This window comes from Martelella mediterranea, from assembly GCF_004342225.1.
GTDB classification, from domain to species: Bacteria; Pseudomonadota; Alphaproteobacteria; order Rhizobiales; family Rhizobiaceae; genus Martelella; species Martelella mediterranea_B.
In genome coordinates this window covers 130101-144159 of sequence record NZ_SMAR01000002.1, presented here as the reverse complement: position 1 = coordinate 144159, position 14059 = coordinate 130101, and the positions used below count along the sequence as shown (strand labels likewise).

At 54.8% G+C, this 14059-nt stretch carries 10 protein-coding genes; 7 read left to right on the top strand and 3 right to left on the bottom strand.

Translation table 11 applies throughout. The features are described 5' to 3' along the window. Positions 1 to 87: 87 nt before the first annotated feature. From EDC90_RS02170 to EDC90_RS02160, 3 genes are all read right to left on the bottom strand, one after another. Positions 88 to 231 carry a DUF1127 domain-containing protein gene (locus EDC90_RS02170; protein ID WP_132308078.1) on the bottom strand — a complete coding sequence of 48 codons (144 nt, stop codon included), beginning with the start codon at positions 229 to 231 and terminating at the stop codon, positions 88 to 90. Between the two features lie 256 nt (positions 232 to 487). Further along, positions 488 to 2290: an adenine deaminase C-terminal domain-containing protein gene (locus EDC90_RS02165; protein ID WP_132308076.1), complete on the bottom strand. Its 1803-nt coding sequence runs from the start codon at positions 2288 to 2290 to the stop codon at positions 488 to 490. Between the two features lie 149 nt (positions 2291 to 2439). Further along, complete coding sequence (locus EDC90_RS02160) at positions 2440 to 3063, bottom strand: DsbA family protein (RefSeq protein WP_132308074.1); 624 nt, start codon at positions 3061 to 3063, stop codon at positions 2440 to 2442. Positions 3064 to 3374: 311 nt separating this feature from the next. Here EDC90_RS02160 and cysD point away from each other — a divergent pair, with 311 nt between their 5' ends. From cysD to fcl, 7 genes are all read left to right on the top strand, one after another. After that, positions 3375 to 4277, top strand: coding sequence for a sulfate adenylyltransferase subunit CysD (gene cysD, locus EDC90_RS02155; RefSeq protein WP_132308072.1), 903 nt, complete (start codon positions 3375 to 3377; stop codon positions 4275 to 4277). A 32-nt stretch (positions 4278 to 4309) separates the two neighbouring features. After that, positions 4310 to 6181: a sulfate adenylyltransferase subunit CysN gene (gene cysN, locus EDC90_RS02150; RefSeq protein WP_432419979.1), complete on the top strand. Its 1872-nt coding sequence runs from the start codon at positions 4310 to 4312 to the stop codon at positions 6179 to 6181. A 4-nt stretch (positions 6182 to 6185) separates the two neighbouring features. Beyond that, complete coding sequence (gene cysQ / locus EDC90_RS02145; protein ID WP_132308068.1) at positions 6186 to 6992, top strand: 3'(2'),5'-bisphosphate nucleotidase CysQ; 807 nt, start codon at positions 6186 to 6188, stop codon at positions 6990 to 6992. Positions 6993 to 7317: 325 nt separating this feature from the next. Next, positions 7318 to 9765, top strand: coding sequence for a beta-mannosidase (locus EDC90_RS02140; RefSeq protein WP_132308066.1), 2448 nt, complete (start codon positions 7318 to 7320; stop codon positions 9763 to 9765). Positions 9766 to 9936: 171 nt separating this feature from the next. Continuing rightward, positions 9937 to 11769, top strand: coding sequence for an ABC transporter ATP-binding protein (locus EDC90_RS02135; protein WP_132308318.1), 1833 nt, complete (start codon positions 9937 to 9939; stop codon positions 11767 to 11769). 168 nt (positions 11770 to 11937) lie between these two features. After that, positions 11938 to 13056 (top strand): GDP-mannose 4,6-dehydratase, encoded by a 1119-nt coding sequence (gene gmd, locus EDC90_RS02130; protein ID WP_132308064.1) that lies wholly within the window; start codon positions 11938 to 11940, stop codon positions 13054 to 13056. A gap of 50 nt (positions 13057 to 13106) precedes the next feature. After that, on the top strand, positions 13107 to 14054 hold the full coding sequence (fcl, locus tag EDC90_RS02125; protein ID WP_132308062.1) for a GDP-L-fucose synthase: 948 nt from the start codon (positions 13107 to 13109) through the stop codon (positions 14052 to 14054). Positions 14055 to 14059: the final 5 nt, after the last annotated feature.

Genomic DNA, 14059 nt, shown 5'->3' with positions numbered 1-14059 from the left:
GTCTGCCCTGTTCGAAGCGCGCCGGGAGGAGGAGAGCGCGACTTCGAAAACTTTTGTACCGACTATTTAGTGTCGGAGAGATCTGTTTTAAAGAGCAGCCCTGCGTGCGACGCTGCGAATATCTTCGCGCTCGATACCGAGATCGTGCAGTTCGCGGTTGCTCATACGACCAAGCTCGGTAACCGTCTGACGGTATTTGAGCCAGTTGTTAAAAGAACGTGTCATGCTCATGTCAGGTCTCCTTCTTGGTTTAGGTCTTAAGAAGTCTTTCATCCGGGAGCGTTTATCCGCTCCGTTCGTCTTGTTGACCTACATATACTCAGATCAGATCGTGTGAGGCAGGGGGATTTGGACAATGCCCCTATGCATGGAATGCAAAGCTCGGGAAAGGTTGCAAAAATATTCATATAAAACAAATAGATAAATCCGGATATCATGTCCTCCATGACATCCGGATTCAGCCAAAAAAGTCAGAATTTTCGAAAATTCAAAGCGTTTCGAACAGTTCGACGATCTCCATTTGCGGAACCAGAACCAGACCTTTGTCCGTGATACGGATTTCCGGGATGACCGAAAGCGGAATCAGGTTGAAGCCCATATAAGGGATCGCGCAGCCTGCTTTCGCCCATTCGGCTTTCAGTGCCTTGACCTCTTCGGCAACGGCATGAACCCGTTTGTCAGACAGAAGACCGGCAATCGGCAGCTCCACCATCGCGGTCACTTTGCCCTCGTCGACGACGCAGACACCACCTTGCGTTTTCTCCAGCGCACGCAATGCCACCTGCATGTCTGCCTCATTGGTGCCAGCGATGATGATGTTGTGGCTGTCATGGCCAACGGAGGAGGCCACAGCACCCTTTTTCAGATTGAAATTGGACAGCAGGCCATGGGCAACATTGCCCGCAGATTTTTCGTGGCGCTCGATGACCGAGACAAAGCAGAGACCGTGTTTGTCGAAATGCTCTTGCCAGTCGTTTTCCGGTGTCAGATCGATCGTCTCGTGGACGAGTGTGATGCCGGGCATCTCGGTGCGGATGCAGTGCGCTTTGACAGAGACGGTAGGCAGGGCCGGTGTCAGCTTCACCGCGTCAGGCAGTTTCACTGTATGGTAGGCGGCTTCCGGATAGCGATATGGCTTCTCAAGGGCTGCGTCGAGGATCGGTGTCACCTTGCTGTTTTCGACGACGAGCTCACCGCCATACCATGTGTTCACCGGCTTCAGGTCATCATCAAGCAGCACAAGATCGGCGCGGCGCCCGCCGCCAAGACCGCCGATTTCGTCACCCAGGCCAAAGCGGGTCGCGCCATGGAGCGAGCCCATAGACCAGGCCTGTTCCGGGCTCATGCCCGCCTTGATGGCCTGTCGTGTGACCCAGTCCTGACCGAAGATCAGCAGGTCGTCGGCATCGCGGTCATCCGTGCATACGGCAACGCGTTTGTGGGAAGCGCCAAGCTCGGTAATCGCTTTGATCGCCTCTGGCAGCGAATGCCACGGTGTGGTCGGTGGCCCGCCGCGCAGGAACAGCCAGACGCCGGCTTCCATCAGATCATTGGCAATCTCGTGATCGATGGCCTCATGGGTGTCTGTTACTCCTCCGGCCGCATAGGCGGCAACGAATTCACGACCATAGACATGGCCAGAGACCGGGCGACCGCGCTTCAGCGATTCTGCAATAATGGCGTGTGAACGTTCATCGCTCATGGCCACCGGCACGAAGTCCATCTTCTCACCCAGTGCCAGGGCCTCCGGCCATCTGTCGAAGATTTCCGCGATTTTCTCCGGCGTGAGATCGCCGCCGGCTGTCTCCATCTCCGGTGAAGTCGCCGGAACGGTGGAGGGCACAGTCAGAAAAATCGAAAGCGGGGCCTGCCGGGCATCTTCCAGCATGGCTTCCACACCGGCGACATCCATGACATTGCCAATTTCATGGCTGTCGCAAAAGATGGTCGTTGTGCCGTTCAAAAGCGCTGCCTCTGCATAGGCGCAGGCCGTCACCATGCTGCTTTCGATATGGATATGCGGATCAACCAGGCCCGGCGCAATAATGCCGCCCTTTGCGTCATAACGCTTCGCGGCTGAACCCTGATAACGGCCTGCCGGGTGCATGGCGGCAATCCGGCCACCGCTGATCCAGAATTCGCGGTTATCCAGCGTGCGCTCGGAATAGGTGGAAAGCGCTCTTGCGCCGGTAATGACAAGATCCGGTTCGGCGCGGCCAGAGGCGACATCGGCCAGTCGCCGCGTCATGGAGGACAGTGGGGAAACAGAAAAACGGGTGAGTGTGCTCATGAAAAGCCTGTCAGATGATCGTGATGGGAAGATAACAAGGAGCCGCACAGCCGGTGCAGACAAACTCACGGATTCAAAAAGGGGAAACTAGCGCTGGTTCGGCGTACCGTCCAGCATTTCATCAATTGCCAAATGTCGGTTCGCGACAGTTACGTTTCCCGACGCGCTTTGGCGATTGCTTCTTCCAGCAACGATTTGTTCAAAACGCCGGGATAGATGGTCTTGCCAATGACGAAAGATGGCGTGCCAACGAACTGGAAGGCTTCTGCCTGGTGGTAATTGCGATCGAGCAGATCCGAAATTTTCTTTTCGTTTCGAACCACGGCTGTCGTGAGCGAGCCCATATCAAGCCCTGCCCCGGTCAGGATACCTTCTATCTGCTCATGGCTTAGCCGGCCTTGCGAGCGCATCAATGCGTCAAGTGCGGTTTCATATTCGCCCAGTTCTGCAGCTGCTTGCATCGCTTGTGCGGCAAAGACGGAAACCGGACCGAAAATTGGCCAGTCTTTCATGACCAGCTTCACGCCGCCATCTCTGGCAACAACATCACGCATCATCGGATAATCGCGCTTGCAATAGCCACACTGAACATCAAAATATTCAACGACTGTGACATCTCCATCCGGATTTCCCAGAACCGGAGCAGCCGGGTCGTCAAATACCATTTCCGGTGATGGTTCGTGCGCAACGGCAGAAACGTTGGTGCCAAATGGCAGAAGTGTAAAACCTGCACTGGCGGCCATGCCCTTCAGCAGGGTGCGTCGGTTTGGCATCCTTGTCCTCCTTTTTATTGCCAGAATGTCTCAGACCCGCAGATGGGGAAAATCACTTCTGCGCGAGAGCGCAGAGCATCAGCCGTAAAGCCTGCCAACGTCAGGCAGGATTGAGCGCATTATCGCTTTTTGTTTCTTGTGTCAGCTGTTGCTAAAACGCACAATTGGCCGAAAGTTTTTCCAAAGCATGCTTTTGCGAAAGAAATAAAAATGCCTGTCCGCGCTGTCATTGGGTGGCAAGCTTTTTCGTATCCGTCACAAGGGTGGTATAAAACGCCTGCAAAGCAACCCATTATCCAAGAGTATTCAAGATCGTGCCACTTACCCATCTCCAGCGCCTTGAGGCTGAATCGATTCATATTTTGCGGGAAGTTGCCGCGACGTTTTCAAAGCCAGTGATGCTTTATTCGATTGGTAAGGATTCCTCGGTGATGATGCATCTGGCGATGAAGGCGTTTTATCCCGCCAAGCCGCCATTTCCGTTTCTGCATGTCGATACGACCTGGAAGTTTCAGGAGATGTATGCGTTTCGTGAGCGCATGACGCATGAACTGGGGATTGATCTTCTGGTGCATGTCAATCCGGAAGGCGTGGAAGGCAAGGTCAATCCGTTTGATCACGGGTCGAATACGCATACCCATATCTGGAAGACGGTTGGCTTAAGGCAGGCGCTTGAGAAGTATGGTTTTGATGCCGCCTTCGGTGGCGCGCGGCGGGATGAGGAGAAGTCCCGTGCGAAGGAGCGGATCTTTTCGTTTCGCAATGCCAGCCATGCCTGGGACCCGAAAAGCCAGCGCCCGGAAATGTGGAAGACCTATAACACCCGTGTCGGACCGGGTGAATCGATCCGGGTCTTTCCGCTTTCAAACTGGACCGAGCTTGATATCTGGCAGTATATTCTCAAAGAAAGCATCCCGATTGTGCCGCTTTATTATGCCGCCCGCCGTCCGGTGGTGGAAAAGGACGGTGCGCTGATCATGGTTGATGACGCGCGCATGCCGCTCGGGCCAGAGGATCGTGTAGAAGAAAAGATGGTCCGCTTTCGCACGCTCGGCTGTTATCCGCTGACGGGTGCGGTTGAATCGGAAGCGACCACGCTGGAAGGCATTGTGCGGGAAATGCTGACGTCGCGCACTTCTGAACGACAGGGCCGGATGATCGACAAGGACGAAGTCGGTTCGATGGAGAAGAAGAAGCGCGAGGGGTATTTCTGATGGACGCCACGATCGAAGATTTCAGCGGTGACATGATTGAATATCTCGCAGCACAGGAGCAAAAGTCGCTGCTTCGTTTTTTAACCTGTGGTTCGGTGGATGATGGCAAATCGACGCTGATCGGGCGGCTGCTTTATGACACAAAGCTGATTTTTGAAGACCAGTTGGCAGCCCTTGAAAGCGACAGTGCCAGACACGGCACAACGGGAACCGATATCGACTTTGCGCTTCTGGTCGACGGGCTGGAATCCGAACGCGAGCAGGGGATCACGATTGACGTGGCCTACCGCTTCTTTGCCACGGCAAAGCGGAAGTTCATCGTCGCCGATACGCCCGGTCATGAGGAATATACCCGCAATATGGCCACCGGCGCCTCGACGGCGGATCTGGCGGTGGTGCTGGTCGACAGCCGTCAGGGCATTCTGCCGCAGACGCGGCGCCATTCCTATATCGCCTCACTGCTGGGCATCCGTCACATCGTGGTTGCGATCAACAAGATCGACCTGATGAGCTATTCTGAAGACGTCTATGACAGGATCGTCGCTGACTATCTGGAATTCGCAAAGGATCTGGGCTTTGAGACCATTGTGCCGATCCCGATGTCGGCACGCTATGGCGACAATGTTACGATGCGTTCGGAGCATATGGACTGGTATAAAGGCCCGGTCCTGCTGGAGCATCTGGAAACTGTGCCGGTGGAAACGGATATGGCGGATAAGGCCTTCCGCATGCCGGTGCAGCTTGTGTCGCGGCCTGATCTGAACTTCCGCGGTTTTGCGGGCCAAGTGGCTTCCGGCCGGGTTGGCGTCGGGGATGAGGTCGTGGTTGCCAAATCGGGGCAGGCCTCGAAAGTGAGCCGGATCGTTACGATGGATGGCGACCTTGAACGGGCCGAAGCCGGACAGGCGGTGACTCTGGTTCTGGAAGACGAGATCGAGGTCTCGCGCGGCAATATTCTGGTTGCCCCTGAAGACCGGCCTGCTGTCGCCGATCAGTTTCAGGCCAGGGTAATCTGGTTTGATGCCGCACCGATGATCCCCGGTCGTTCCTATCTTCTGCGCACGGAAGCCGACAGCACGCCCGCCACGATCACCGCGCTGAAATATCAGGTTGATGTCAACAGCTTTGCCCATGAGGCGGCCAAGGCTCTGAATATGAACGAAGTCGGCGTCTGCAATCTTTCTACGCAGTCGCCGATTGTGTTCGATCCATATGGCGACAACCGCGTCACCGGTAATTTCGTGATCATCGACCGGCTGACGAACCGCACGGTGGGTGCGGGCATGATCGACTTTGCGCTGCGACGCTCGCAGAATGTCCACTGGCAGGCGATTGAGGTAAACAAGCAGGCCCATGCCGCGCTGAAAGCACAGAAACCGGCGGTGCTCTGGTTTACCGGGCTTTCCGGGTCCGGCAAATCCACCATTGCCAATACACTTGAGAAGATCCTCCATGCCAAGGGCAAGCACACCTATCTGCTGGATGGCGACAATATCCGCCACGGGCTGAACCGGGATCTTGGCTTTACGGCGGAAGACCGGGTGGAAAACATTCGCCGGATTGCCGAAGTGGCAAAACTCATGGCCGATGCCGGTCTGATCGTGCTGGTTTCGTTCATTTCGCCGTTCAGGTCGGAGCGGCGGCTGGCGCGTGAGATGATGGATGACGGCGAGTTCGTGGAGGTTTTCGTCGATACGCCGCTGGAAGTTTGTGCCGAACGGGATCCTAAAGGGCTTTATAAAAAGGCAATGGCAGGTGAGATTGCAAACTTCACCGGCATTTCATCGCCCTATGAGGTGCCAGAGAAGCCAGAGATGTGCCTTTTGACCGAGAATACACAGCCCGTTGATCTGGCAAGTATGATCGATGATTATCTGACCGCGCATTTTCAAAATGAAGACTGACGTGATGATGGAAAACATTCTGCTGCAAGCTGCGCTGGAAGCCGGCGAAAAGATCATGTCGGTGTTCAGAACCAATTTTGATGTTGATTATAAGAACGATGCCTCTCCGGTCACCGTAGCCGATCAGGCCGGCGAGGCGATTATTCTTGAGCATCTGCAGGAACATTGGCCGGATATTCCTGTGGTTGCGGAGGAAGCCGTTTCGGCAGGCGATGTGCCTGACATTTCCGGTGGCCGTTTTTTTCTGGTCGATCCGCTCGATGGCACGAAGGAATTCGTCAATCGCCGGGAAGATTTTACCGTCAATATCGCGCTGGTCGAAGCCGGTACACCCGTTGCAGGCATTGTCTATGCTCCGGCGAAGGGTGTTGCCTATCGCACGACCGAAGGCGGCGCTGAAAAGCTGACAATCATCGATGGAAAGGCCGTGCAAACGGCTTCAATCGCGTGTCGTGTGCGGCAAGGTGCGATGACGGCCGTTGCCAGCCGCTCATTCAACACGCCTGAAACGGATGCTTACCTGAAAGAAATCGGCGCGACACATATTGTCTCGGTCGGTTCCTCGCTGAAATTCTGCCTTCTGGCCGATGGTACAGCGGATGTCTACCCGCGCATGGGCCGCACTATGGAATGGGATACGGCAGCAGGCGATGCCGTTCTGCGCGCCGCCGGTGGCATGACCTATGATCCCGAAGGCCTGCCCTTCAGCTATGGCAAAACCGGTCAGCAACACGACAGTGACTTCGCCAACCCTCACTTCATCGCATGGGGCAAGGCGGAGATTGCAGCAGCCTTCAGCAACGCTATCTGACAATCGCCACGGATTTGATCTGGCGATGACCGCCTGGCTTTTTTGCAAGCCTACGATCGCTCTTCGCGCTTTGCATATTATTGACCAGCCTCACCGTTTTCGCTGGGGTGGGGGCGAGGCAAAGCGCTGGCATCTGCAGCGCGTTCGGCGCTGACCATTGATTCAGCTTGAAAGCCTGTTCGAATAAGCAAAAAAACACTGTCCGGACGGTTCGCGTTTACATCAAAACATCATAAAACGGTTAAAACTGTTGGTCCCGGAGCTCGATTGGCGCCGGTTGTAGCCTGACGAACTTGAAAACGCAGCAAAGAAAACGGGTCCCTCCATGACAGCAGCATTGCCGCAGATTCTCAAACTTAACGATGGCTGGACAGTTGAGCCGGAAAAAGGCGGAGCGCCGGTTGCGCTCAATGTTCCCGGCGACGTGCATTCTGCACTTCTGGCCGCGGGCCTGATTGAGGACCCCTACTGGCGCGACAATGAAACCAGTCTGGATTGGATTCACGAAACCATCTGGATTGCCCGCAAGCGCTTTCACCTCGGCGAGGTCGCTGACGGCCACTTCACACTGCGCTTTGAGAGTGTCGACTGCCTGGCTGAAATCCTCGTCAACGGGCAGAAGGCTGGCACATGCGAAAGCCAGTTTCTGCGTCATGATTTTGAGGTTGGTGATCATCTTGTGGCCGGCGAAAACACGCTGGAAGTGCGATTTCTCTCCAACACTCTGGAGGCCCGCAAACGCGCGGAAGGTTCCGAGATACCGACGCCCTATATGGAAGGAAACAGCCGCATCGGTCATTTGAACTATCTGCGCAAGACGCAGTGTCATGGCGGATGGGACTGGAACATCGCTCTTTCTCCATTGGGCTTTTATGGTGATATCGCACTGATCCGGAATGAGAATTTGCGGCTTGATGATCTTGCCGTCCGGCAACGCCATGAGGGCGGCGCTGTTGAGCTGGATGTTACATTTCATGTGTTTGCGTTTTCTGGCGGCTCGTCAGAGGCAAGCCTGACGATTGATGGCCAGACAGTTTCAGCAACGCTCAATGCGCTGCCCGGAGATAATCAGATCACACTGACAGCGCGTATTGAAAACCCGACGCTGTGGTGGCCTTCCGGACAGGGAGAACAGGTTTTCTATGAGCTGGATGCATCCATTGCCGGTCAGACGCGTGAATTTCGCATCGGCCTTAGAGATGTGAAGCTTTTGACGGATGCGGATACGATCGGCAACCGGTTTGCGTTTCAGGTCAACGGTCGTGAGATCTTTATGAAGGGGGCCAACTGGATACCGGGTGACGCATTGCCGGAACGCGCGACACCTGAACAGGTCAGAGATCTGCTTCAGTCGGCGGTTGATGCCAATATGAACATGATCCGCATCTGGGGCGGTGGTCAGTATGAAGCTGACTGGTTCTACGAGCTTTGTGATGAGCTTGGCCTGATGATCTGGCATGACTTCATGTTCGCCTGCAATCTTTATCCGGCCCATCAGCGTCATTGGCTGGATCTGGTGCGCAAAGAGGCACGACAGCAGCTGCGCCGTCTCTCGCGTTTTGCCAGTATTGCACTGTGGTGTGGCGATAACGAGCTTGTCGGGGCGTTGAAATGGTATCCGGAAACCCGGCGCGACCGGGATCGTTATCTCGCTATTTACGACCGGCTGAATCATGCTTTGGAAGAAGCTTTCGAAAATGAGGCAACCGGCGTCCCATTCTGGCCGTCCTCACCGTCCGTCGGCCGGCTGAATTTCGGTGATGGCTGGCACGAGGATCGTTCCGGCGACATGCATTTCTGGGATGTCTGGCACTCGGCGAAGGATTTCGAACACTATCGTTCGGTGCGTCCGCGGTTTTGTTCTGAGTTCGGCTTTCAGTCGTTTCCGTCCATGCGCGTGGTGAAAAGTTTCACGGATCCTGAAGACCGGAATGTCTCCTCGTCTGTGATGGATGTGCATCAGCGCAATGAAGGCGGAAACAGCCGTATCGTTGAGACGATAGCACGCTATTTCCGTTTCCCGGAGCGCTTCGATGACATGGTGTATCTCAGCCAGCTCAGTCAGGGACTGGCCATGAAGACAGCCATTGAATTCTGGCGCTCGAACAAGCCGCGCACGATGGGCACGCTGTACTGGCAGCTCAATGATACCTGGCCGGTTGCAAGCTGGGCCAGCCTTGAATATGGCGGCGGTTGGAAGACAACGCATTACCTCGCACGCCGTTTTTACGCCGACATTCTGGTGACTGCGCAGCCCGATGCTGAAACAGGTGAAATCGTGCTGCATGCGATATCGGATCTGGCCGAAAACCGGAATATCTCCGTGCGCATTCGCAGTGTCGATATCAACAGCAACAGCATTGAGGAGATTGGACGCCATGATGTTTTGACGACACCTTCAGATGTTGCTGCGGTGACCCGGATATCGGTTGAAGCTCTGCCGGAAAGCGTCTTTCTGGTTTTCGACTGGTATGACAGCGCTGGTCAGCTGCTTGGCGAGAACGAGTACCTGCCGCACCGTCCGAAACACTATCGGTTCGGCGATCCGGGGATTACCTCAGAGGTTATCGAGGAGGAGGGAGAACGCCGGATTATTCTAAAGGCCGAGCGCCCTGCACTCTTCGTGACCTATGATCACGGCGGCGATAGTGTCTATTCTGACAATTGCTTCACACTGCTGCCGGGCGAGCCGAAAGTTCTTAAAGTCATGCGTGAACGTCGCTCACATCTGAAAGGTGGTGATAAGCCGGAGATCCTGTTTCTGAAGGGGTAGGCGCGGCGGAATTGTCACAGCGGCGGAGCTCCTTTGCACCTGTACGATCAACAATTGCTTGCTCACGCAAGGCGATTGGCCTATCAGTCGCGTCAGATTGCGAAGATCAGGTGGCGAAGCGCAACGCCGTGCAATTGCTCAGTTTTTAAAGGCGCCCGAACAATCATGCTTATGCAGACCAAAACCGATAATGCCGGCTCACGTTTATTTGCGCGTATAGGTGCTTCACTGGCCGCGCGTTTTATCCCGATCGCCAATCGCAGCCTGCTATACCGGTTGCTTTCGGAAAATCTGAAGGCGCAGGCGCCCTGGTATGGTCTGGCGACGATTGCCATGCTGATCGTTGCCGGCATGACCTCGCTTTCCGCCTGGATCATGAAAGACATCGTGAATGAAACGGTGGTCTCGCAGAACATGCAGCGGGTGTTATCGCTGGCTGTTGGCGTTGCTGGCATTTTCATTGTCAAAGGGGTCGCAACTTATTTCCAGATGGTCATTCTGAGCAAGGCCGGAAACAGTATTATTGCCACGGCTCAGAAGACCATTTTTGATCGGATTTTGAAGCAGGATCTGAACTTTTTCATGAGGTTCCCGTCTTCTGAACTGGTCATGCGCCTGACCAACAACGCGCAGGCTGCAAGGACTGTGATGGACCTCGTGCTGACGTCTGCTGTGCGGGACCTGTTCTCGTTGATCGGCCTGATGGCGGTTATGGTCATTCAGCAGCCGATGCTGACAATTGTTTCAATTATCATCGGGCCGCTGGCGTTTTGGGGGATCCGGCATCTCACCCTCAAAGTGCGTGCGATCATGCAGCAGGAGCTCGCCTCGCTCGGTATGATCATCCAGAATGTTCAGGAAATGACCATTGGCGTTCGCATTATCAAGGCTTTCGGTCTTGAAGGTTACATGCGTGAGCGTATGGACAAATATGTGTCACAGGTTGAACAGCGTGCAAACTCTATTGCTCGGCTTTCTGCTGCAACCTCACCGATGATGGAAACCCTGTCCGGACTGGCGATTGCCGGTGTTATCGCTCTGAGCGGGTATTGGGTTGTCGATGGTGGCAAGACACCTGGCGAGTTGATGTCTTTCATCACAGCGCTTCTCCTGGCTTATGAGCCTGCAAAACGGCTGGCACGGATGCGCATTAATCTGGAAGCCGCAATGGTTGGCGTTCGGATGATGTATGAGCTTAAGGATCATCCAATCCGCCTCGAGGAAAAACCTGACGCACAACCGGTTCCTGCTGGTCACGGGGATATCGAGTTCGAGAATGTCGGATTTTCTTACGACCCCAAGAAACCGCTGTTTGAAAATCTCAATCTGTCGTTTCCGGCGGGTAAAACCACGGCCCTGGTTGGTGCCTCGGGTGGCGGCAAGTCGACGATCATCAATCTCGTCATGCGCCTGTTCGATCCGGAGCAGGGTTCAATTCGTGTGAACGGTCTTGATCTGCGTGAGATTTCGTTTGAATCGCTGCGCAATCACATGGCTTATGTCGGACAGGATACCTTTCTGTTTAACGGAACCATCCTTGAGAACATTGCTCTTGGACGTGAAGGCGCGACAGAAGAGGAAGTGATTGAGGCCGCAAAATCAGCCAACGCGCATGACTTCATCATGCATATGTCGAATGGCTATAATTCACCGGTTGGTGAAAATGGCGGGAATCTTTCCGGTGGTCAAAAACAGCGGATCGCGATTGCACGCGCAATGCTGCGCGATGCAGACATCCTAATTCTCGATGAGGCAACGAGCGCGCTCGACTCTCACGCAGAAGCGCAGGTGCAGGATGCGCTCAAACGCCTGACGGAAAACCGAACGACCATTGTCATTGCGCATCGTCTTGCGACGATTACTTCGGCTGACAACATCGTCGTGCTGGAGAACGGCAAGATCCTGGAGCAGGGACGTCAGGAAGAGCTGCTATCCCATGACGGTCCATACCGGCGTCTCTATGAGCTGCAGATCCTGCCGCAGCTTGAAGAGAACCAAAACTGATTACTGATACTGGTTGCTCTGGGCGTCCAGCGGGTCTCCAAAGGCTTTGCGTCTGCCGGTTCTTGAATGCCGGCCGAAAAGGGCTTCATTGCCGGACGGCGAAAAGGCAGCTGTTCCGTCAGCGGTTGAGCAAGCCGTGGGCGGCTGAAAAAGAAGAGGCGGTCGGTCATGAAGAAGGCGCTGATTACAGGCATAACAGGGCAGGATGGCTCTTACCTGACCGAGCTCCTGCTTGAGAAGGGCTACGAGGTGCACGGCATCAAGCGCCGGTCATCCCTGTTTAACACGCAGCGCATCGATCATCTCTATGAGGATCCTCACAGCGGTGCGGCTGGTATGAAGCTTCATTACGGCGACTTGTCGGATACCTCCAGTCTGACACGCCTGCTCAGCGACATAAAGCCGGATGAGGTTTATAATCTTGGTGCGCAGTCGCACGTCGCCGTGTCATTTGAGGCGCCGGAATATACCGCCGATGTTGATGCGGTCGGGACTTTGCGCCTTCTGGAAGCGGTCCGGTTTCTCGGGCTCGATAAGACGACGCGCTTTTATCAGGCTTCAACCTCCGAGCTATACGGGCTTGTGCAGGAAACGCCGCAGCGCGAGACGACACCGTTTCACCCACGTTCTCCCTATGCTGTTGCGAAGCTCTATGCCTACTGGATCACGGTGAACTATCGTGAGGCTTATGGGGTCTACGCCTGCAACGGCATCCTTTTCAATCATGAAAGCCCGCGCCGCGGTGAGACGTTTGTGACGCGCAAAATTACGCGTGGTCTTGCCAATATCGCGCTTGGGCTGGAAACCTGTCTGTTCATGGGCAATATCGATAGCATGCGCGATTGGGGACATGCAAAAGATTATGTCCGTATGCAGTGGATGATGCTTCAGCAGGATGAGCCGGAAGACTTTGTGATTGCCACTGGAAAACAGTACTCCGTTCGGGAATTTATCACCTGGGCTGCTGCGGATCTTGGAATTTCCATAGAGTTTTCCGGGAGCGGTGTGGAGGAAACCGGCATTGTTTCCGCAGTGGAAGGTGACCTCGCTCCGGATGTGAAACCAGGAGATGTCATTGTCCGCATCGATCCGCGTTACTTTCGGCCAGCTGAGGTGGATACCCTTCTGGGCGACCCGTCCAGAGCCAGAGAAAAACTCGGCTGGGTTCCGGAGATTACCGCGCGTGAGATGTGTGCTGAAATGGTTGCATCGGATTATAAAACCGCACAGCGTCATGCCTTGCTGAAGCAGCATGGATTGGACCTGCCGGTGAGTTTTGAGGGCTGATGCTCTTTCAGATAATGCGGATACAAAGCGTTTAAACGAGGTTCGGCGCTATGGGGTATGATCTTTCAGGAAAGCGGGTCTGGGTTGCCGGGCACCGCGGCATGGTTGGCTCTGCCATTGTCCGCAGACTTGAACGCGAATCCTGTAAGACCATTACCGCCGGGCGCGAGATTGTTGACCTGAGGCGCCAGGCCTCGGTTGAAGCTTTTGTCGCCGATGCGAGACCGGACGCTATTGTCATTGCGGCTGCAAGGGTCGGAGGGATCTGGGCCAACGATACCTACCCCGCTGATTTTTTGTACGATAACCTGATGATCGAGACGAATATCATCGAGGCTGCACACCGCAATGATGTCGGACGCCTTCTTTTTCTCGGATCGTCCTGCATCTATCCAAGAATGGCCCCTCAGCCGATCCGTGAAGATGCGCTGCTCACCGGCGCTCTTGAGCCCACGAATGAGTGGTATGCGATTGCGAAGATCGCGGGTATCAAGCTTGCGCAGGCTTATCGCAAGCAGCACGGACGTGACTATATTTCGGCAATGCCGACCAATCTTTATGGGCCCGGTGACAATTACGATCTGAACGCCAGCCACGTTATGCCCGCCCTTATCCGGAAAGCGCATGAGGCCAAAGAAGCCGGAGCGAAAGAAATCACGGTATGGGGAACCGGCAAGCCCTTGCGGGAATTCCTGCACGCGGATGACTGCGCCGATGCACTGACTTTTCTTCTGAAACATTATTCCGGCTATGACCATGTCAATGTCGGCTCGGGAAGCGAAATATCGATTCTGGAACTCACAAAACTCGTTTGCCGCGTCGTCGGTTTTAAGGGGCAGATTGTTCACGATCTTTCAAAGCCGGATGGAACACCGCGTAAACTGATGGATTCAGGGAAGCTGCGGTCCATGGGCTGGACTCCCGAAATAACCCTCGAAGATGGCATTGAAGATGCCTACCAGTCTTTCCTGAAGCACGATTACGCTCTTCGCCATTAGGCGTC

Coding starts and splice junctions, on each gene's coding strand:
- EDC90_RS02160 (WP_132308074.1), bottom strand. CDS start 3,063: ATGCCAAACCGACGCACCCTGCTGAAGGGCATGGCCGCCAGTGCAGGT.
- EDC90_RS02140 (WP_132308066.1), top strand. CDS start 7,318: ATGACAGCAGCATTGCCGCAGATTCTCAAACTTAACGATGGCTGGACA.
- cysQ (WP_132308068.1), top strand. CDS start 6,186: ATGATGGAAAACATTCTGCTGCAAGCTGCGCTGGAAGCCGGCGAAAAG.
- cysN (WP_432419979.1), top strand. CDS start 4,310: ATGATTGAATATCTCGCAGCACAGGAGCAAAAGTCGCTGCTTCGTTTT.
- EDC90_RS02170 (WP_132308078.1), bottom strand. CDS start 231: ATGAGCATGACACGTTCTTTTAACAACTGGCTCAAATACCGTCAGACG.
- gmd (WP_132308064.1), top strand. CDS start 11,938: ATGAAGAAGGCGCTGATTACAGGCATAACAGGGCAGGATGGCTCTTAC.
- EDC90_RS02135 (WP_132308318.1), top strand. CDS start 9,937: ATGCAGACCAAAACCGATAATGCCGGCTCACGTTTATTTGCGCGTATA.
- fcl (WP_132308062.1), top strand. CDS start 13,107: ATGGGGTATGATCTTTCAGGAAAGCGGGTCTGGGTTGCCGGGCACCGC.
- EDC90_RS02165 (WP_132308076.1), bottom strand. CDS start 2,290: ATGAGCACACTCACCCGTTTTTCTGTTTCCCCACTGTCCTCCATGACG.